This is a genomic window from Cellulophaga algicola DSM 14237 (assembly GCF_000186265.1).
GTDB classification, from domain to species: domain Bacteria; phylum Bacteroidota; class Bacteroidia; order Flavobacteriales; family Flavobacteriaceae; genus Cellulophaga; species Cellulophaga algicola.
The window spans coordinates 3889964-3911506 of the sequence record NC_014934.1 but is presented as its reverse complement, the minus strand read 5'-3'; the positions used below and the strand labels follow the sequence as shown (position 1 = coordinate 3911506).

The following is a 21543-nucleotide window of genomic DNA, read 5'->3' as shown; positions in this document are numbered from 1 at the left end:
TAATTGTTCTTTTTAGTTTTCCTCTTACGAGGGGGTTTGTTTGTATCAGAAATATATACGTTTTAAACTTATTTTTAGATTTTTTAAGCAAAAAATAGTTCACAAATGCCTTATTTTTAAAGCCTATAAAAAAAATAAAACATGGCCGTTAGTATAATACCTTACGAATCAATACATTCCAAAGATTTTTATGATTTAAACGTAGCATGGTTAAAAAAATATTTTTATGTAGAAGAAAAGGATAAAGAACTACTTACTGATTGCGAAAATACCATACTGAAAAAAAACGGACATATTTTCTTTGCAAAGTATGAAGGAAAAATCGTTGGCTGTTTCTCGTTCCTTAAAGTTAATGCTACTAGTTTTGAATTAGGAAAAATGGCTGTTAATGAAAAATACCAAGGACTTAAAATTGGACAAGAATTATTAAAATTTGCAATACGGTTTGGTGAGAAAAGCGATTGGGATAAAATTATTTTGTATTCAAGTACTAAACTTCCACACGCTTTATACCTTTATAGAAAATATAACTTTGTGGAGGTACCCTTAGAAACGGATTTACCTTATGCCAGAAGTGATATTAAAATGGAACTACAATTAAAATAAAGTATGCTTATGAAAAAGTTAGTAACACTAAGCTTATTAGGATTTTTTGCGATAGGCTGCAAAGAAAATAAAAAAGAAGAAATAGGTGTCGAAAATTACCCCACTGAAACCGAAACAGTTCTAAAAACGGAAGACGTTATCACTATATCACCTATTGAACATGCTTCTGCTGTATTGCAATGGGGCGAAACTACTATTTATATTGATCCTGTTGGTGGGGCAGGTGAATATACCGAGCAAAAAAAACCTAATCTTTTATTGATAACCGACATACACGGTGACCATTTAGATAGTGTTACTCTAGATTCTTTGGATCTTTCTGAAACTAAAATAATAGTACCACAAGCAGTGGCTGATAAATTACCTGAAAATCTAAAATCGCAATTGCAAATTTTAGCCAATGGGGAAAAGGCAGTTTTTAATGGTATTACTATTGAAGCAATACCAATGTACAACTTACGTGAGGAAGCTTTAAAATTTCATACAAAAGGGAGAGGTAACGGATACCTTTTAAGTAAAGACGAGGAGCGTATTTATTTTTCAGGTGATACCGAAGATATTCCTGAAATGCGTGCTTTAAAAGATATTGATAAGGCTTTCATTTGTATGAACCTTCCTTATACAATGACGGAAGAAAGCGCAGCGAGTGCTGTTTTAGAATTTAAGCCTAAACAAGTGTATCCTTACCATTACAGAGGAAATCCGGAGGTGAGTGATGTTGCTAAGTTTAAGAAATTAGTCAATGAAGGAGATCCTACTATCGAAGTGATCCAATTAGATTGGTATCCGAAAATGGATTATTAAACTAATAATTGCATTTGTTTTTATCTGCTTTTTAAATTATAACTACTGTTTCTAATCTATTTAGCTGGTTTACAAAATATCAAAATAAAAAGGCCTCCCAATTTGGAAGGCCTTTTTCTATATTCAAACAATTCGGTACTTAACGAATTAGTTTTTTATACTTAATACGTTTCGGCATTAAATCGCCAACCAAACGTTTCTTTTTATTCTCTTCATAATCAGAGAATGATCCTTCAAAGAAATATACTTGAGAATCTCCTTCAAAAGCTAAAATGTGGGTGCAAATACGATCTAAGAACCAACGGTCGTGAGAAATAACAACGGCACAACCCGCAAAATTCTCTAAACCTTCTTCTAATGCACGTAATGTATTTACATCAAGATCGTTTGTAGGTTCATCTAGAAGCAATACATTCCCTTCTTCTTTTAGGGTCATTGCTAAATGTAAGCGGTTACGTTCCCCCCCAGACAACATATTCACTTTTTTATTTTGTTCACTTCCTGAAAAGTTAAAGCGACTTAAATATGCGCGAGAATTTACTTGACGGCCTCCCATCATGATCATTTCTTGCTCATCACTAAAGTTTTGCCAGATTGTTTTCTCTGGATCAATGTTAGAGTGACTTTGATCTACATATGCGATTTTAGCAGTATCACCCACTACAAATTCTCCCTTATCAGATTTCTCTTCTCCCATCACCATTCTAAAAATGGTAGTTTTACCAGCACCGTTTGGTCCAATAACCCCAACGATACCTGCTTGTGGAAGTTTAAAATTAAGATCTTCGTATAAAAGTTTGTCTCCGTATGCTTTACTAACCCCAACGGCTTCAATAACATTGGTTCCTAAACGTGGACCATTAGGAATATAAATTTCAAGTTTTTCATCAAGTACCTTTTGGTCTTGACTCATTAACTTATCGTAATTATTTAAACGTGCTTTTTGCTTAGTCTGACGGCCTTTTGCTCCTTGACGTACCCACTCTAACTCGCGTTCTAATGTTTTTTGACGTTTGGAAGCAACCTTACTTTCATCTGCCATACGCTTAGACTTCTGATCTAACCAGCTAGAATAATTTCCTTTCCAAGGAATACCTTCTCCCCTATCTAATTCTAAAATCCAACCCGCAACATTATCTAAAAAGTATCTATCATGCGTTACGGCAATAACAGTTCCTTTATATGCTGCTAAATGATGCTCTAACCAATGTACAGATTCTGCATCTAAGTGGTTCGTAGGTTCATCTAATAACAATATTTCTGGCTCTTGTAATAACAAACGGCATAAGGCTACACGCCTACGCTCTCCTCCAGATAAAACCCCAATCTTTTTATCAGAATCTGGAGTACGTAAAGCATCCATAGCAATTTCTAATTTGGTATCTAATTCCCAAGCATTTGCGGCATCTATTTCATCTTGCAACACGGCTTGACGCGCCATTAGCTTATCCATCTTATCTGCATCAGAATATACTTCTTCTAACCCAAACATATCATTTATCTTGTTGTATTCATCAAGAATTGCAACCGTATCTGCAACACCCTCTTTTACAATTTCAAGCACTGTTTTATCCTCATCTAATTGTGGCTCTTGTTCTAGGTAACCTACGCGGTAGCCCGGAGAGAAAACCACATCTCCTTGAAAATTCTTATCAACTCCTGCTATAATTTTTAGGAGTGTAGACTTTCCTGATCCATTAAGACCAAGAATACCTATTTTAGCTCCGTAAAAAAAGCTTAAATAAATATTTTTTAAAACGGGTGTATTTGCCGTTTTATAGGTTTTAGTAACCCCAGACATGGAAAAAATTACTTTCTTATCGTCAGACATGTAATTAACTATATTTAATTGTTTGTACTTTATTTTGTGGTCAAATTTAAACTCTTCCTTTCAAGGCATTAAAAACCCAAGCAACTGCTAAAAATCCAATTCCTACAGCTGCAAAACCATACCCTGCAACTTCGTAATACCTAAAAGCCCCTAAGGCTATTAAAGATAATCCTACAAAAATCATTATAAAAGTAGCCCATGCGAGCACCGTGTTTTTATTCATTCCCATAATATCTTGTAATTTTTAGTTCGTTGGTGGGATCAAATATCGTTATTTTAAGGAGTTTTCTATTTAGAAACGCTAAGTTTTATTCTTCAAAAGGAAAAACAACTCCTGTTTTAGCTCTAATACTATCTAATAACCCAATGAGACTCCTGCTATCCTCATGATTCCATAACGTACTTTCTAATTCCTTATTACCTATACAATTTTGAACTTCCAAAATTTCATAATAATACCCCCTACCTTTCGTCGGTAAATCAAATTTCGTAATTTTTTCGTTAAGTTCCAACTCAAAACCTTGTGCTTCGTGCCATCTTGGATTTATATAAATAGCTCCTTTAGTTCCTGAAATCTCAGCTTTCATTGCTGACTTAGAATTTAATCCGCTATATAAAACAGCTTGTGCATCTGGATAATCAAAAATCATAGCCGTCTGCATTTCTACTCCTGTTTTGTAAAACTTAGAAGACGCCATAATATCATCAGGTTTTCCTAACAACAAATACGCTAAAAATACAGGGTAAATACCTATATCTAAAAGTGAACCTCCTGCCAAATTTGGATTTAAAAGTCTATTCTCATCATCTCTATGCAATGCTGGAAAAGCAAAATCAGCATGAACATATTTTATGTCCCCAATAACACCCTCTGCAATCAGCTCAGTTATTTTTTGAATACTTGGATTAAACCGACTCCATAAGGCTTCCATTAAAAACACGTTATTTTCTTTAGCAGCTTCAAACATTTTAACTACTTCAGCAGTATTCACTCCTAAGGGTTTTTCACATAAAATATGCTTTCCGTAATACATAGCATCAATAGCTATTTTGGCATGAAATGAATGTGGGGTGGCAATGTAGATAACATCTACTTCAGTACATTTAAATAATTCCTCATAACTACCAAATGCATATTTAGAGGCATAGGTTTTAGAAAATTCTTGAGCTTTATCAAGATTTCTAGATGCTACCGCTACCAATTCAGATGCTTCAACTAAAGCAAGATCTTTTACAAAATGATTTGCGATACTCCCTAAACCAACTATTCCCCAACGTAGTTTCTGTTTCATATATCTCTTTATATATTATCAAAGTTAATCAATAATTACTCCTTATATTTATACCCATTAAAGAAATTTTAGTACCTATGGATATCAACTTCAATAAAAACGAAGATCATAATAAATTACTTTTATCAGCATTAAAGAAAAGACTAGCTACTGTTAAATTAGGTGGTGGAAAAAGCCGAATTGACAAGCAACATGCTCAAGGTAAAATGACCGCTAGAGAGCGGGTTGATTATTTATTAGATGACAAAGCGGAATCTATAGAGGTTGGTGCTTTTGTCGGCGACGGTATGTATAAAGAACACGGAGGTTGCCCTTCTGGTGGTGTAGTCGTAAAAATAGGATATGTAAAAGGCAAGCAGTGTATTGTTGTTGCTAATGATGCTACTGTAAAAGCAGGTGCATGGTTCCCTATTACCGCAAAAAAGAATTTAAGAGCTCAAGAAATTGCTATTGAGAATAAACTTCCCATAATTTATTTAGTAGATAGTGCTGGCGTCTATTTGCCCTTACAGGATGAAATTTTCCCAGATAAAGAGCATTTCGGGCGTATTTTTAGAAATAACGCAGTCATGAGTAGCATGGGAATTACCCAAATATCTGCTGTAATGGGCAGCTGTGTGGCTGGTGGAGCATACTTACCTATCATGAGTGATGAAGCTTTAATTGTAGACAAAACCGGGAGTATATTTTTAGCGGGAAGTTATTTGGTAAAAGCTGCTATTGGCGAAAGTATTGATAACGAAACATTAGGCGGTGCCACAACTCATTGTGAGATTAGTGGGGTAACAGATTATAAGTCAAAAGACGATGCTGATGCTTTAGATACGATTAAAAATATCATGAGTAAGATTGGTGATTTTGATAAAGCGGGTTATAATAGAATTAAGTCCGAAAAACCAAAAGAAAATCCTCAAGACATTTACGGAATCTTACCTAAATCAAGATCTGATCAATATGATATGGTTGAAATCATCAAACGTTTGGTTGATGATTCTGATTTTGAACAATACAAAGAAGGTTACGGAAAAACGATATTAACGGGGTATGCGCGTATTGACGGCTGGGCTGTTGGTATTGTCGCAAACCAACGTAAAGTTGTAAAAACGACAACAGGTGAAATGCAATTTGGCGGAGTTATCTATTCTGATTCTGCAGATAAAGCTACCCGATTTATAGCTAATTGTAACCAAAAGAAAATTCCATTAATATTTTTACAAGATGTTACTGGCTTTATGGTAGGAAGCAAAAGTGAACACGGTGGTATTATAAAAGATGGTGCAAAAATGGTAAATGCCGTAAGTAACTCTGTAGTACCAAAATTTACTATCATTATAGGTAATAGTTACGGTGCTGGTAATTATGCCATGTGCGGTAAAGCTTACGACCCCCGCTTAATTGTAGCATGGCCCAGTGCAGAGTTAGCGGTTATGAGTGGTAACTCAGCGGCGAAAGTATTATTACAAATAGAAAAGGCTTCCTTAAAGAAAAAAGGCGAAGAAATTACGCCTGAGAAAGAGGCTGAACTGTTTAATAAAATTAAAAATAGGTATGATGATCAAGTTTCTCCGTATTACGCGGCTTCGCGTTTATGGACCGATGGTATCATCGATCCATTAGATACCCGAAAATGGATTTCTATGGGGATTGATGCTGCGAATCATGCACCGATAGAAAAACCATTTAATTTAGGGGTTATACAGGTTTAGTTGCCTTGATAATTTTTAACACGCGGAATTAATAGTAATTCCGTTTGTCGCCAATTTACATATCTAAATCCGTTTTCGCCATAGAAACCTGCTTCTTCAAGCATAATACGAATATCTCTATTCCACTCAGGAATCGTAATCGTTGTATTCAATTCTATAGCGTAAACGGTATTTTTATTTAATGGATAATTTTCACCGTCATCTTTCATAACTCCATCTTGCGAATCCCACATTCCGATAGTAGTCCCTGCAGAATGTCCGTAAGTCCCTAACGGATGTGTGTATATTGATGGTTTTAATCCATCAGCTTTTGCTTCTTTTAATGCTTTTGCCAAAATTTCGTTCCCTGTTTTTCCTTCTATCATATTTTTAGTCAGAAAATCTTGAACTTTATTCCCTTCCATTAATCCCTTTACTAAAAATTTAGGTGCTGTTCTCTCTTCTGGTTTTAAAACATAGGCTAACTCCTGACAATCGGTATTTAACCTTAGATACGTAATCCCAAAATCGCAATGCAATAGATCTCCCGGTACAATAGTTAAACCATCGGGTCTGCCTGAAAATGAATACAAATGAGCTACTAATTTTTCGCTACTGCGTTGCACATCTACCGTAGGATGAAACCATGTCTCCAAGCCTAAATCGGTAACTTTTTGGCGCATCCACCACTCCACTTCTGTTGTGGTTGTAACACCTGGAGTAATTACTTTTTCTGAGAATGCTTCTGCGATAATATCATGTGTTATGTCTACTAATTGGTTATAAATAATCATTTCACGTGGCGTTCGCGTTTCTATCCATCGCACTGCAAGTTGTTCTGCAGAGCTTACTTTGGAATGCATTTTCTTAGGTAAATAGCTCATGAACTCGTCATAATCTGTTTTATCCAAACCATCAGCGATATTATGGTCTTTAGAAAAATTAAGTCCAATCTTATTTGGGTTTCGTTCTTGAATTAATTCTATAAGTCTTTTCCATTGATCTGGTTGCTTTTTTTTATCCCAAGCAGAAACAATGCTTTTACCCACATCATAACGTGCTATCGCCAATTTCTCTATGGTATTCTTTGCTTTGTTTCTATAAAATAAAAGGATGGTTCTTCTACGCGCATTTAACCAAGTTGCAGGCAACATGGTCTTAATAACAGGATCTTCATTATATTCCCGAGACATCACAATCCACATATCAATAGCTGCAGCATCCATCAAAGTAGGGAGCAATACATCAAAGCGTTCTTCTAGGATTTCATCGATTACTAGAGCTCTTTCTTTCTCTGGTAATATGTGCTGCGCGAGACTAATTAAGGAATACAACAAGGCTAAGGTTAGCGTTATTTTTTTCATAGGTGGAATGTTATTGGTCTATAATTAAAAAATTTAACCCTGAAAATACAACTTATTAAAGAAGAAAAAAGTGCCTTTCGGCACTTTTTTTAAAGACTACTATCTACTGTTTTCACTAAACGAATAAATTCTGATCGATATCCTTTCTGATCTGTTCCTTTTCCCGAAGTTGCTAAAGTCAATACATCGTTTAAGTTCGCATTATTTAAATACTGAGATTTTCTTAAATGCATTCCAAAAAGTGCTACAGCAGAAGAGAATTTAAAATCTGGAGTCATTTCTGTAAATTGATTTTTATATACCGCTACCATTTCTATACTTTTATCTTCGTTCGGCTTTTTATATCTAAATTTTACGGTAAAAAGATCATCCGAATACTCATTTTTTAATTCTGGTTGGGTGTATTTTAAGTCTGGTATCTCTTTAAGAAATTCACTTTCTACACCAACAGGAATTATTTCATAGAGTGCCGTAACCGTATGACCGCTACCCAATTCTCCTGCATCTTTTCTATCATCGATAAAATCTTCATCTGCTAACAATCTGTTTTCATACCCAATTAAGCGGTAAGCTTGTACTTTTGTTGGATTAAATTCTATCTGTATTTTAACATCTTTAGCAATGGTATATAAGGTTCCTCCAAACTCTTCTCCAAATATTTTTTGCGCCTCTTGCATCGTATCTATATACGCATGATTCCCATTTCCTTTATCTGCTAATTTCTCTAATTTAGAATCTTTATAATTCCCCATTCCAAATCCTAATACAGATAAGAAAATTCCTGATTTACGTTTTTCTTCAATCAGGGTTTCCATATCCTTATCGGAAGAAGCTCCTACATTAAAATCGCCATCGGTTGCCATAATAACCCTATTGTTTTTATTCGGTTTAAAATTCTTTTCTGCTAATGCATAAGCCAATTCTATACCCTCTCCTCCTGCTGTAGAACCACCCGCGCTTAAATTATCTAATGCCTTTATTATTTTTTCCTTATCATTACCACCTGTTGGTTCTAAAACGACACCAGCTGCTCCTGCATAAACGACTATAGAAACTCTATCTTTTTCTCGCAGTTGATGTACCAATAGCTTGAAAGCCGATTTTAAAAGTGGTAATTTATTTTGATTATTCATAGACCCTGAAACATCAATTAAAAACGTAAGATTAGATGCTGGCAAGTCTTCATTTAAGTATTCTTTACCCTGCAACCCAATGCGCACTATTTTAGTAGCAGCATTCCAAGGAGTTTTAGCGGCCTCAAGGTTAATAGAAAAAGGATGTTCTCCTAAAGGTTGCGGATAGTCATAATCAAAATAATTAATCATTTCTTCAATCTTCACAGCATCAATAGGAATTTGACTTCCTGCATTAATTAGCCTACGAATATTACTATACCCCGCTTTATCTACATCTATAGAAAATGTAGAAAGTGGACTTAAAGCTAATCGCTTAAACGGATTCTCTGTTAGTTGAGCATATTTTTCATCATTAGTAATTTTATAATTTCCTCTTTTAGTACGAATAACAATACACCCATTTTTAGCAGAACTACCATACAGGCCAATTGCTTTATTTCCTTTATACACCTTAATTTTATCAATAGTATCAGGATCTAAATTTGCAACGATACTATTGTTCTTAGTATGAATTGCCACCCCATCTACGATGTAGAGCGGTAGATTATTTTCTGAAACCGTTTTATTTCCACTAATTTTAATTTCTGCCGGACTATATGAAATCCCTGATAATTGAGACTCTGCTAGCTGATTATGTACCGGTTGAGGACTGTTATTTTTAACGTTCCTAGACCTTGTCCTACGCTGAATACTTTCCGAATGTACTACGGTAAGGGCAGCAGTTGTACTTCGTTTTTTTTGAACTCCATATCCTACAATAACTACTTCATCTAGTTGATTTGAAGCGACTTCAAGTATAACGTTAATTATTAAAGTATCTGTAACGCTTATTTCTTTCGTATCATAGCCTAAATAGGCAAACACGAGTTTATCTCCTTTTGATGCACTTATAGAATACTTGCCATCAAAATCGGTCTCAGTACCACTAGCCGCTTTATCTATATATACTTGTACTCCTGGTAAGGGTCCTGTTTGGTCTGATACAATGCCACTTATGGTTTTTACTTGTGCGTTGATTGTATTGCTTAACATTGCAATAAAAAATAGTAGTAACGTGTTTTTCATCTTTATCGTTTTTAAGAGTGATATAAACCTACAAGACTAAAAAGCAAATTAAAATAAGAAATTAGGGAAGTGCACCTTTGAGTGAGTAAACGGTGTTTTATAGTAAGAATACTATAATTTACTAGCTATAGAATTAGCTTAACGCCAATGTAAGCCCATTAATTTTCTTCAAATTTTCAAATTCTAAATTACCCTTCATAAGCGTATCTTTTCTAATAAAAATTAATCAAAACATAGGAATTAAAATATATGATCTATAGGCTAAGCAAAAATATTAACCTTCATTATTTATTTTTTTTGTATATATTTAGATAAAATATAATCTATGATTTTTTACGGAACTAAAGGAACACATCTACACAGCGAACGAAAAAGCGGTATAAAATGTGATAATTGCAATGAGAATACAGTTCATAACCTATCAGTTTATGGAAAATATGCATACCTCTATTGGATACCTGTTTTTCCTATGGGAAGAAAATCGTTTTCTGAATGCACAAATTGCAAGGTTACTTTAGAGCAAAATGGTATGAATGAAAAACTTAAAAACGCTTCTAAAGAGGTAAGTAAAAATACTAAAACACCAATTTGGTATTGGTCTGGATTGGGAATAATACTTGCAATAATTGGTGTGATAATTTTCACTAACCTAAAACACTCGGGCGATTTACAGGACTATATAAATGAGCCTGCCGTAGGTGATGTCATTAAATATAAAAATTCTGAATCTGGATATTTTACTACACTAAAAATAACTTCTATTACAGCCGACTCCGTTTTTGTAATTCAAAATGATTATGAAACGAATAAAAAAAGTGATGTAAATGAAATTGATAAGTTAGCCAATTATACAGAACCCTCATATTTCATGGGAAAAGATGAAATTCGAAATCTTTTTGATGAAAAAGTTTTTTATGATATTAAGAGATAGTCCTATATGAGGTTTAGCGTTTTTTTACGCTGGATTTTACCATTTGCAGTTGTAAGAAATGAGGCTACCGTATGAATTTCTTTAGGAACTTCAAATTTATCTAATGCACTAAGGTTCTGAAGTTTTTTTAGAAGGTCTGCTTTATTCATTTCACCTTCTACGAGTAGGATTAGTTTTTGACCTAATTTCTGATCTGGAAGTCCCGCTACGAAGAAATTAGCAGCAATTACTTTTGATAGTTTAGACTCTATCTTTTCTGGAATTAACTTAACGCCTCCTGAATTAATTATAGAATCATAGCGCCCCAACCATTCAAATGCTGTAGAAGAAATTAGCTGAACCAAATCATTAGTTACTACTTCTTGGTCCGAAATATTAGGTGCTTTAACAACCAAACAACCACGTTCATCAAGTTTAAAGCTAACCTTAGGTAATGCCTTAAAGCTTCTATCAGAAGTAGCTTCTAGGTGATTTACCGCTTTTAGAGCTACATGTGTAATCGTTTCCGTCATTCCATAGGTTTCAAACACCCTAACGCTTTTATTTTGAATAGCAATTTTAAGATTATCCGACATTTTTGCTCCGCCAACAATCAATGTTTGTAGTTGGTTTATTTTGTCGATTGAGTTCTCAAGTTGCAATGGAATCATTGCACCAAAGTCATAATTTTTAGTAGTACCCTCTAAGGGGCTTGAGTTTGGAGCTACCGTATCAAGTGATAAACCCAAAATCATAGCCCGAACCAACATCATTTTCCCTGCAATATAATCTGCAGGTAAACAGAGTAAAGCAGTGTTCCCTACATGTAGCTTAAAAAAAGATCCTGTAGCCATAGCAGAATTTACCATGTATTGTTTCTGCAATCGTATTTTTTTAGGAACCCCTGTAGACCCTGAGGTTGAAACCTCTAAATAGTCCTCCTCATTGCCCCAGTCTAAAAGAAAATTGCCTATTGAAATTTCATAGAATAATCCTTCTTTTATTAGGCTGTACCCTACTTCTTTCAGATCCATGAATGAAAATGAAATTCCGTTTAATTTAAAATCTGGATGAATATATTTATGATTGAGGCTCATTATTTTCTAATGCTAAAAATGCTTCTTCTGTAAGTACTTTTCCTGTTAACTTTTCTTTCCAATTGGTCCATTTATATACTTTAGAAAAAATAATTAAAAGAATAGGATAGATTATTAAAACAGGAATAAAAACATCCCACCCCAATTCTGGTTTAGATATATCTATATAAATAGAATCTGTTTGAAAAGCAGTCCAATCTGCAGTGACTAACAAGGCTGTTACTAAATTATTTGCAGCATGAAAGCCTAAGGAAAGCTCTAAACCTTCATCCATAAGTGCCAAGATACCTAAAAAGAAACCCGTACCAATATAGTAAACCATAATACCATAACCTAGTTTTGCTACTTCCGGATTAAACATATGCATTAAACCAAACACGGTAGAAGTTACAACTAATGGTATCCATCTATTTTTTGCAAGAATACCAAGACTCTGCATAAGGTATCCTCTAAATAAATACTCTTCAAAACTTGTTTGCAAGGGCACTAAACAAATAGCTATTACTGCAAGTATCAAAAACTTATTTAAATCAAAGTTCAAAACATAATTGTCTGGAGACATATAGACATCCACACCTGTGATTAAAATAGTAATCACAGCCCAAAAAGCAAACGCTAAAAAGATACGTTTCCAATCTATTTTAGCTCTAGACGTTGTTAATGATATTATGGATTGGTGATGCAAAAAACGCACTACAAAAAATAAAAAAGCCAACCCTATAGCAAATGAAATAAGCATCAGAAAAACAAACATATTATTCCCAAGAGCCTTTGCCATCTCAGGAATCGTTGCTGCCATCCCTCCACCATTTGTAGCATGCACAGCCATACCCATTAAAAGTGGGATCAAACCTATAAACTGCCAGCCTATTATTATAATAACAAAGCCCAAAATATACCTCCAAGAATCTCTTAACCCATTGTACGCTTGTTCTATATACATAAATCACTTATCAAATTAGCATTCCAATTTTTATTCTTCTTATAGTACAATTTGCCATTTTCAACAGCCAACGGACTTTTAAAATTATTTGTGTACAATCCACCAGTTCCTAGACCTTGTGGTAAGTCATTTTCTAAAGTAAATGTCCATTGTGCTATAGCATTTAATCCTACATTACTCTCTAATGCACTAGTCACCCACCATTTTATTCCGTTTTTCTCGGCAATTGAAATCCACTCTTCACACCCTTTTATTCCTCCAACCAAACTTGGTTTTAAAATAATATACTGTGGTTGTATAGTTTGTAGCAGTTCTTGTTTTTTTGTTACATCAAAAACACCAATTAATTCTTCATCTAAAGCAATTGGTAGTGGTGTCTTTGCACACAAGAGTTTCATTTCCTGAATATTACCTTGTTTAATGGGTTGTTCTATGGAGTGAAGATTAAATGTAGCTAACTTATTTAATTTAGCCAATGCCTCTTCTGGTTTAAATGCTCCATTAGCATCTACCCTTAATTCTATTTCTTCAGGACTATATTTCGCACGAATAGAGGCTAACAATTTTAATTCTGTTTCAAAATCGATAGCACCAATTTTCATTTTAATACATAGGAAACCATCTTCTATTTTTTGCTGAATTTGTTCGTGCATAAACACTTCATCACCCATCCATATTAATCCATTGATTGGTATTGGCTTTCCTCCTGTTACAAAATCAGAAGGAAATAATATAAATTTATCTGAAGAGGCAAGCGATAAAAAAGCTTGTTCTATTCCAAATTGAATACTAGGAAAGTCCATCAATGCAATCCAAAGTGTTTCTTTCCCTAAATGAATATTCTCACAAGTCCATTTTAGTTTATCTTCATATTCAGGAACATCATCAATACTTAAACTACGTAATATTCCACATTCCCCGATTCCGAATTTCCCTTTAGATTTAAGTATAATAAACCAGGTTTCTTTCTGTTTCAGTACGCCGCGAGAAGTTCCGCTAGGACGCTTAAAGTCTAAAATATATTTTTTGTAGGTTGCTTCCATAATTTAGAGATCAAATTTAACTATATTTTAGGTCTAAATAGAATGGAAATGGGATTGGGTCAAGAAAAAATTGTTTGGATTACTGGGGCTTCATCAGGAATTGGAGAAGCATTAACTTATACCTATGCAAATTCTGGTGCAAAGGTGATTATTTCTGCAAGAAATACAGCAGGTTTAGCTGCTGTAAAACAAAATTGTATTCATCCTGAAAATATTTATGTATTGCCCCTTGATCTCATCAAAACCGAAGAATTTGAGTTTAAAACTAAGGAAGCTTGGAATGCCTTTGGCGCCATTGATATACTCATAAATAATGCTGGCGTCAGTCAACGCTCTTTAATTATTGATACAGATCTTGAAGTTTATAAAAAACTAATGGACATTAATTATTTAGGCACCGTGGCATTATCAAAAACCATATTGCCTTTATTTATACAGCAGAAGAAAGGGCAATTTGCTACTGTTAGCAGTTTAATGGGTAAATTCTCATCGCCTTATCGTTCTGGGTATTGCGGCGTTAAACATGCATTACATGGCTTTTTTGATGCCTTACGCATGGAGCATGAAAAAGACGGTATAAAGGTTACACTAATCTGCCCTGGTTTTATACAAACAGATGTAGCTAAAAATGCACTTGTGGGAGATGGCTCTAAAAATAATACAGAAGATAACGCTACTAAAAACGGTTTACCTGTTACCGTATTTGCTGCTCGAATGAAAAAAGCTATTGATAAAGAAAAATTTGAAGCCTATATTGGTAAAAAAGAAATTTTGGGAATTTACGTAAAACGATTTTTCCCAAAACTTCTGCATAAGATTGTTCTTAAAAGTGAAGTACGCTAATATTAGATTAGAATAGATTTCCCTATTTCTAAGAGATATAATTTTTTGTCTGCTGTAGAAAATTGCTTTTTTGCTGCTTCATGATCTATTTTAATAAACCCAAAGGTGTCATAATGGTACCCTAAAACTGTATCACATTCTACAAAATCAGAAGCGAAGATAGCATCTTCAATACCCATGGTAAAATTATCCCCAATCGGTAAAATGGCCAAGTCAAGTTCGTAAGTATACGGTATAAGTTTCATATCCATATGCAAGGCAGTATCTCCCGCAATATAGATGTGCTTTTCATCTGCAGAAAGAATAAACCCTCCTGGTTGCCCTCCGTACGTTCCATCTGCAAAGGAAGACGTATGAATAGCATTTACATATTTAAGCTTTCCAAAGTTAAAATTCCAACTCCCACCATGATTCATAGGATGCGTTGTAAAACCTTTATTTGCATAATATGTAGCAATTTCATAGTTACTAACTATAGTAGCACCAGAATTCTTTGCAATTAACTCTACATCTAAAACATGATCTTGATGCGCGTGTGTAAGTAAAATAAAATCAGGTTTTAAATCATTCAAATCAATTTTACCTGCTGCTAATTCATTACCAGAAATAAATGGATCTATTAAAATAGTTGACGTTGTAGTCTTAATCAATAAAGTTGCATGACCCAGAAAAGTAATTTTCATATTTTAAGTGCTTATTTTATACTTAATTTTATTTAAAATTAAACCAAAATTTAACGCCTTCTTCTACTTTATCTATGTTTAAAGTAGATTGAAGCTGATTGACCAAACGATTCATTAATCGGATACCCATAGATTCTCCTGCGCGTTCTTCCATATCAGATGGCATACCTACTCCATTATCAGAATATTCAAAATAACCGCCTCCTTCTTCTGTTGTTTTTCGTAAATGAATATAGATTTTTCCGTTTCCATCATCATCCGGGAAACCATATTTAAAAGAGTTGGATACCAGCTCATTTAATATCAATCCAAATGGTATTGCTCTATCAATATCTAACTCAATACCTTCTGCATCAATATTTATATTAATCTTATGTCCGCCTTTCTTGTAAACGGACTGTATGCTATTTACCAAACTCTCTATATACCCTTGCATTTCTATAACAGAAAGATCATCATTCTGATATAATTTTTGGTGAATTAAAGCCATAGCTTTCACCCTACTTTTTCCTTCTTCTAAAGCTTCAATAGCAGCTTTACTTTTCGTGTTTTTAGTTTGTAGACTCAATAAACTAGAAACCATCTGAAGGTTATTCTTAACCCGGTGATGAATCTCTTTTAAAAGCGAATCTTTTTCTACTAATGAGGCTTCGATAATATGTTTTTGCTGTACAATAATTCGCTGTACTTTAATACTCCTTAAATAGGCATATACCAAACCTGCAAAACCTAAAAGCGTAAAAATTAAAGATATATAGACATAAGATATTTCATTATCTAATGCATCTAACTCTTTACTTTTTGCCTCTAAACTTTCTTTAGATTTCCTGTACATGGCTTTAGAGTTTTCTATATCTGATTGAACTAAGGCTTCTAATTGTTGCCCCGTTATAATCCTTTCATTTAATGCTACAGAATCTAATAACCTAATATTTTTTTTATAGTAAAATGATGCTGTTGAAAAATCGGCCACTTTATCATAATATGCCGCTAATAACCTATTCCTTTTTAATTGGTGTTCAGATTCTACGTATTTAAAATCTTTATCTAATAATTTTTTTGCGCTTTTAAGTTCATTTGTTTGCAGTTCGCAGTCTGCTAAGTATAACGTATTCTCAATAAGATCAGAAGAATATGCTCCCATCTTAAATTCATTAATAGCCTCAATGCTTTTATTTAAATAAAAAACTGCATCTTTAAAATTTTTCAAATCTGCATAACACTTTCCTATATTCCCAACAATTATACCCTTTAGTAAATTACCTTTAACAATATCATTCTCTGTTTTAGCCAACATAACATCACCCAGATATAAATTGATGAATGATTCTGCACTTTTAAATTTAGTGATTGCCGTTGGGGGTGATTTATCTAACCACAAGTAATCTCCTACATTATTATTATAAACAGCATTTGCGTAGTAATCTTTTGGATCTATCGTTTTACTTACCTCTTGAATATAATCTGTCATTGCCTTATTAGGCAGTCCTAAATTAGAATAGATATCGTAAAAAATAATATCTTCTGAAATACCAAGTTCTTTTCTTTCTTTTCGTACTTCCGATTGCTTTATATAAAGCCTAAGTTTCTCGTAGCTTTTATCTAGAAGTTCTAGTAGTATTTTTTTTTCTGGCACAGACATTTTTTCGTTGGTCTGATAAAGGTTGTTTGCCAATTCTACACTTTTAGAATACTCTCCTAAATCAAAAAAAAGCTGACTCTGCATGGTTTTGTACTGGAAAATTTCTATAGAATCTTTTGAGTCCTCTGCCTCTTCTATATATTCTTCTAATGTCTTCTTCCAATCATAAGGAGATGTTTGATTGTACCTATTATGAGAATTAAAAAAAAGTACAAATCGTTCAGAAGCATTACTAGCGCTTTGGAACGCTGCATATGAATTTACATCATCATTTCCATTTTCTTGACCGAAGGCAGCGGTATATAAGAAAAGAAATAAAAACTGTAAAAGTATTTTCTTGCAAAACAGTTTTATAGGTTTAGAGTGCATGCGCTTCTTAATATTATTGGTTTATGGTGCGTTGTGTTATTTATACATATTGTAAATACTACTACTTACAGGTACTATTATTGTCAATTGAATGATGTTGTTGCGTATGTCATAAAATCAATTTACAAAAAAATCAAAATTAGGTCTTATTCCCTTAAAGTGGAAATAGATTTAGCTTAAATTAAAAAGACCGAACAATGCATTGCTCGGTCTTTGTATTTGATTATGAAAATGATAAGATTTGGGATCTTTTATTTAATCATGTCTCAAAGGTATGTCTATACTTCAAAGTGGCAATCATTTTGTTGTGTACCCTTTAATTTATGTGGTAAACAATTCATTTTAGGTTTTTATAGGTATTACATCGTACTTTTTTAAACAAAAAAAGCTGGTTAATAAATTAACCAGCTTTAAATAATCATTCAATAAATTTTTACAGCTAAGAATTCATTGCCGAAATAATAAATTCTTTAAACTCTTTAGAGATTGGTATTAAATTATTGTTTATTAAAATATCTTTTGAATTAATAGCTTCAATATGATCTACATTAACAATGTATGATTTATGAGCTCTATAAAACTTATTTGAAGGCAATTTCTCTAAATAATCTTTTAGAGGAGAACGCACTAAAAATTTCTTATCTACAGTATTTACTTCTAAGTAAACATTATCCGCTTTTATAAACTGAATATCTCCAAATTGGATTCTATAATAAAGATGTTGTTTTTTAACAAAAATTGAATCTTTAAGAACACTGTTTGAGACTAGTTTATCATCAGCAACCTCTTCTACAGGCGCATTATTGTTTTCTGATCCTTTCTCATTATAATTAAAACTAGATAATGCAATCTCTATAGAAGTATATAAATCTTGTTGCTCAAAAGGCTTTACAAGATAACCATTTGGTTTTACGGTTTTAGCATTTTCTACTGTTGCACGATCTGAGTTTGATGTTACAAAAATGAAAGGAATATTATATTTTTCTCTAATGTGTTTTCCTAAATCTATTCCTGTTTTATCAGAAGCAAGAATAATATCAATCAAAACTAGGTCTACTTGCTTTGTTTTCAAAACTTCTATCGCTTGTTCATAAACGATAACATTATCAACAATTTCATAACCAATCTCTTCTAACATTGATTGCATATCATCAGCAATGATAACGTTATCTTCTACTATAAGAATTTTAATGGGCTGCTCCAAATTTGGTTTTAGTTTATTAAAGTTATGTAAGCCAAAGCTACGAAAAAATATTAAAACTTAAATAAAAGATAACGGCAAGAAAAAATGTATTTAATGCTACTTTTTTCAGCTCAGGATCTAATAAAAAAGGTTCTTTTACACTGGACACACGTATTGCGTGTAAGATAAGAGGAATAAATAAAAATAAAGGCATAAAATTATACCAAGAATTGTAATTCAATAAAGTAAAAATTAACATACTTAAAAAAGACACCCCTAAAAGTAAATAATGGTATATTTTACCATTAGCATATCCCATTTTAACAACTAAGGTATTTTTACCTGCATTTTTATCAGAAATTGCGTCTCTTAGGTTGTTTAAATTTAACACTGCAGTACTCAATAAACCAATGGTTATTGCTGGTAACACCGAAGAAAAAGTCAGAAATTTAGTAAATAAAAACAATGACCCTAATACGGCTAGCAAACCAAAAAAGATAAAAACAAAAAGATCTCCTAAACCTCTATAGCCATAAGCAGATGCTCCTACGGTATATTTTATAGCTGCCCAAATACTAGCTAGGGCCATACCAAAAAACAATATTATTAAAAGATAATTTTCTATTCCAAAGGCTACAATTAACAAAGTGATTGCAAGAAATAAATCTATGATTATAGAAATAATAATTCCTTTTTTTAACTCTTCTCTCGTTAAAATTCCACTTTGCAATGCTCTCTTAGGACCTACCCTTTCTTCATTATCCGTGCCTTTAACACCGTCGCCATAATCATTGGCAAAGTTAGAAGTAACTTGAAAACCAATAGTGGTAAAAAGTGCCAGAACAAAAATAATCCAGTTTTGATGTCCGTAGAAGTCTCCTAATGCGGCACCTACAATAATTCCAGAGATAGATAATGGCAACGTACGCAGTCTAGCTGCGTTAAGCCATGCTTTAAATTTTGTCAATCTAGTAAGGATCTTCTATTTGTATGCGTTTTCCGTTTTGGTAAGATGCAACAAAAGCATCATCAAAGCCCATTTTCACTAACTGATACCGAAATGATCGTGCTTCTTCAATTGTTTCAAAATTACCTAAGGAATACGAGTAAAACGGATTTGTTTTTACAAACAAGGTGTTTGTTAATGATTCTGAAGCTAAGGTTACATTATTATCTACAAATGATTTTATTTGAACAGAATATATTTTTTCCTTATCTAAAAATTCTTTAGCAAGATAAAATTCCTTTACATTACTAAGCTCCTCATTTTTTAATTTTAAATTGTCCATTCTAGATTTAATAGCATCCAAACTATCTAAATCATAAACAACCAATTTATTGTTAGTGTCAGGCGCACTACTTCTTCTGCCTGCATTAAATACATACAAGGCAAAAATTCCTAATAGAAATACACTGGTAACCCCTGCAAGAATATTTCTTTGTATTTTATTTGTTTTAAGCTCTTTATTCTTGTACTTAATTTGATCTAATAGACGTTCATTAAGTATTTGAGCCTTATCGATATCCTTATGTAAGTCAAGTAAATCGCTTTCTTCAATAAATGGCATATTAAACTTGTATTAGGGGAATTATTTCTATTTCAAATAAAAACTGTTCGTTTAATTGTAAATGTATATATTTCTTAAAAGGAAAGGAAACATTTTACCTTATTATTTCACTGAAAATCATGTTATTGCAGATAAGATAATATAAGCTTACTTTTTAAAGCAAATAAATACCGTCTGGCTTTATAGCAATTTTACGATCTTTATATAAAGTACCGATACTCTTCTTAAAAACCTTTTTACTCATCTGTAATTTAGCCGTAATTTCATCAGGAGAAGATTTATCATGTAAGTTTAAAAAACCACCTTCTTTTTCTAATCTATTATAAATTATATTAGCCGCAGGCTCTATACTTTCATACCCGATTGGTTTTAGATTTACATCTATTTTATGATCAGGTCTAATGTGTTTTATATACCCTTTAAGAGTATCACCCACTGCAATTTTCTTAAATACTTGATCAGTATAAACTAGCCCCTTATGCTTATCATCGATGATAACATCCCAACCTAAGTCATTCTGTCTAGTAACCACCAAATCTACTTCATCATTGACTTCTACCGTTAATTCTTCATTATCTAAGAATTTATCTAGTTTGTTTGATCCTACTAGCCTGAATGATTTTTCATCAAGATAACAGTAAATAACATACCACTGACCTTCTTGCATACGTTCTCGTTGCTCTCTAAACGGAACTAAAAGATGTTTTTCTAGCCCCCAATCTAAAAATGCGCCAATATTATTTACTTCCACAACTTTTAAAAGTCTAAAAGTATCTCTAAATATATAAGGCGTTAAAGAAGTCACTACTGGGCGCTCATCAAAATCTAAATAGCAGAAAACAGTAAGCTTTTCTCCTATTTCGTAAATTTCTGGAACATATTTATTGGGCAACAAAACATCATTACCTTCATCATCACCTAAAAAAAGTCCAACACTGGTATCTCTTAAAATTTCTAATGTGTTGTAATTACCTAATTCTATCATGTTGCAAAAGTACGTTTTATAACATAAATTTTATCAAAAATATTCGTTGAAGTGTAGAAACAAAAAAGCCGTTTCATTTTTAGTGAAACGGCTTTTAATTCTATATGTTGATTTACTTGTTGTAAACAGCTTCTTTTTTAAAGTGTTTTGCTAGCATATAATAAACAACAGCTCTGTGCTTATTGCGGTTAGAAGAACCGTACTTTTCTAAAACACTTTCAATCGCAGGCATCATGTCTGCGTTTTCCGTCATTCCTAACTTTTTAATTAAAAAGTTATTCATTACGGTATCTTTTTCTTTTTGATCTCCTCCAGAAACTTTAGAAGCATCTGCATTATATATTGCCGGACCTAATCCTATGGCAACTTTTGTTAATAAATCCATGTCAGCAGCTTCACCAAATTTATCTTTAATGTCCGCGGCATACTTTACGATTAATTCGTCTCTTTTACTCATAATTGTTAGTGTTCTTTTATTTAAGAATATTAATGTT

20 protein-coding genes are annotated in these 21543 nt (G+C 33.0%); 5 read left to right on the top strand and 15 right to left on the bottom strand.

Going from position 1 to position 21543, the window contains the following annotated elements; genetic code table 11:
- Positions 1-141 precede the first annotated feature (141 nt).
- Both CELAL_RS17085 and CELAL_RS17080 read left to right on the top strand, forming a co-directional pair.
- Entirely contained in the window at positions 142-606 is a 465-nt protein-coding gene (locus tag CELAL_RS17085; protein ID WP_013552137.1) for a GNAT family N-acetyltransferase, read from the top strand.
- Between the two features lie 3 nt (positions 607-609).
- Positions 610-1410, top strand: coding sequence for an MBL fold metallo-hydrolase (locus CELAL_RS17080; protein ID WP_013552136.1), 801 nt, complete (start codon positions 610-612; stop codon positions 1408-1410).
- 139 nt (positions 1411-1549) lie between these two features.
- On the opposite strand, the gene ettA is transcribed toward CELAL_RS17080, so the two are convergent.
- The 3 genes from ettA to CELAL_RS17065 all read right to left on the bottom strand — a co-directional run bounded on the left by ettA (position 1550) and on the right by CELAL_RS17065 (position 4533).
- Positions 1550-3241: an energy-dependent translational throttle protein EttA gene (gene ettA / locus CELAL_RS17075; protein WP_013552135.1), complete on the bottom strand. Its 1692-nt coding sequence runs from the start codon at positions 3239-3241 to the stop codon at positions 1550-1552.
- A 46-nt stretch (positions 3242-3287) separates the two neighbouring features.
- Positions 3288-3464 (bottom strand): CAL67264 family membrane protein, encoded by a 177-nt coding sequence (locus CELAL_RS17070; RefSeq protein WP_085951526.1) that lies wholly within the window; start codon positions 3462-3464, stop codon positions 3288-3290.
- Between the two features lie 85 nt (positions 3465-3549).
- Positions 3550-4533 (bottom strand): Gfo/Idh/MocA family protein, encoded by a 984-nt coding sequence (locus CELAL_RS17065; RefSeq protein ID WP_013552133.1) that lies wholly within the window; start codon positions 4531-4533, stop codon positions 3550-3552.
- 77 nt (positions 4534-4610) lie between these two features.
- Between CELAL_RS17065 and CELAL_RS17060 the strand changes: the two genes are divergently transcribed.
- Complete coding sequence (locus CELAL_RS17060) at positions 4611-6239, top strand: acyl-CoA carboxylase subunit beta (protein WP_013552132.1); 1629 nt, start codon at positions 4611-4613, stop codon at positions 6237-6239.
- Here CELAL_RS17060 and CELAL_RS17055 read toward each other — a convergent pair.
- Both CELAL_RS17055 and CELAL_RS17050 read right to left on the bottom strand, forming a co-directional pair.
- Positions 6236-7582: a M24 family metallopeptidase gene (locus CELAL_RS17055; protein ID WP_013552131.1), complete on the bottom strand. Its 1347-nt coding sequence runs from the start codon at positions 7580-7582 to the stop codon at positions 6236-6238. The two genes, CELAL_RS17060 and CELAL_RS17055, sit on opposite strands and share 4 nt — an antisense overlap.
- Before the next feature lie 89 nt (positions 7583-7671).
- Positions 7672-9783: a VWA domain-containing protein gene (locus CELAL_RS17050; protein WP_013552130.1), complete on the bottom strand. Its 2112-nt coding sequence runs from the start codon at positions 9781-9783 to the stop codon at positions 7672-7674.
- Between the two features lie 325 nt (positions 9784-10108).
- On the opposite strand from CELAL_RS17050, the gene CELAL_RS17045 reads away from it, so the two are divergent.
- The gene (locus tag CELAL_RS17045; protein ID WP_013552129.1) at positions 10109-10714 is read left to right on the top strand and encodes a zinc-ribbon domain-containing protein; all 606 of its coding nucleotides are present in this window, start codon (positions 10109-10111) and stop codon (positions 10712-10714) included.
- Between the two features lie 2 nt (positions 10715-10716).
- On the opposite strand, the gene CELAL_RS17040 is transcribed toward CELAL_RS17045, so the two are convergent.
- The 3 genes from CELAL_RS17040 to CELAL_RS17030 are packed head-to-tail and all read right to left on the bottom strand — an operon-like array spanning position 10717 to position 13776.
- Positions 10717-11790, bottom strand: a complete 1074-nt coding sequence (locus tag CELAL_RS17040) for an AMP-binding protein (RefSeq protein ID WP_013552128.1) — start codon at positions 11788-11790, stop codon at positions 10717-10719.
- Complete coding sequence (locus CELAL_RS17035; protein WP_013552127.1) at positions 11774-12733, bottom strand: CPBP family intramembrane glutamic endopeptidase; 960 nt, start codon at positions 12731-12733, stop codon at positions 11774-11776. Before CELAL_RS17035 ends, CELAL_RS17040 begins: the two co-directional genes overlap by 17 nt.
- Positions 12724-13776, bottom strand: a complete 1053-nt coding sequence (locus tag CELAL_RS17030; RefSeq protein ID WP_013552126.1) for an o-succinylbenzoate synthase — start codon at positions 13774-13776, stop codon at positions 12724-12726. The genes CELAL_RS17035 and CELAL_RS17030 overlap by 10 nt, the downstream gene beginning before the upstream one ends.
- A 48-nt stretch (positions 13777-13824) precedes the next feature.
- On the opposite strand from CELAL_RS17030, the gene CELAL_RS17025 reads away from it, so the two are divergent.
- A complete protein-coding gene (locus tag CELAL_RS17025) occupies positions 13825-14619 on the top strand; it encodes an SDR family oxidoreductase (RefSeq protein WP_013552125.1) in 795 nt (264 codons plus the stop codon).
- Between the two features lie 2 nt (positions 14620-14621).
- Here CELAL_RS17025 and CELAL_RS17020 read toward each other — a convergent pair whose 3' ends face one another.
- The 7 genes from CELAL_RS17020 to CELAL_RS16990 form a co-directional block, all read right to left on the bottom strand.
- Positions 14622-15302 (bottom strand): metal-dependent hydrolase, encoded by a 681-nt coding sequence (locus CELAL_RS17020; protein ID WP_013552124.1) that lies wholly within the window; start codon positions 15300-15302, stop codon positions 14622-14624.
- A gap of 28 nt (positions 15303-15330) precedes the next feature.
- Positions 15331-17313, bottom strand: a complete 1983-nt coding sequence (locus CELAL_RS17015; protein ID WP_013552123.1) for a sensor histidine kinase — start codon at positions 17311-17313, stop codon at positions 15331-15333.
- Positions 17314-17752: 439 nt separating this feature from the next.
- The gene (locus CELAL_RS17010; protein WP_013552122.1) at positions 17753-18517 is read right to left on the bottom strand and encodes a LytR/AlgR family response regulator transcription factor; all 765 of its coding nucleotides are present in this window, start codon (positions 18515-18517) and stop codon (positions 17753-17755) included.
- A 37-nt stretch (positions 18518-18554) separates the two neighbouring features.
- The gene (menA, locus tag CELAL_RS17005; protein ID WP_013552121.1) at positions 18555-19463 is read right to left on the bottom strand and encodes a 1,4-dihydroxy-2-naphthoate octaprenyltransferase; all 909 of its coding nucleotides are present in this window, start codon (positions 19461-19463) and stop codon (positions 18555-18557) included.
- Between the two features lies 1 nt (position 19464).
- Entirely contained in the window at positions 19465-20064 is a 600-nt protein-coding gene (locus CELAL_RS17000) for a sporulation protein (protein ID WP_013552120.1), read from the bottom strand.
- Between the two features lie 154 nt (positions 20065-20218).
- Positions 20219-21049: a CvfB family protein gene (locus CELAL_RS16995; RefSeq protein ID WP_013552119.1), complete on the bottom strand. Its 831-nt coding sequence runs from the start codon at positions 21047-21049 to the stop codon at positions 20219-20221.
- Positions 21050-21161: 112 nt separating this feature from the next.
- Entirely contained in the window at positions 21162-21506 is a 345-nt protein-coding gene (locus CELAL_RS16990; RefSeq protein ID WP_013552118.1) for a DUF2853 family protein, read from the bottom strand.
- Positions 21507-21543: the final 37 nt, after the last annotated feature.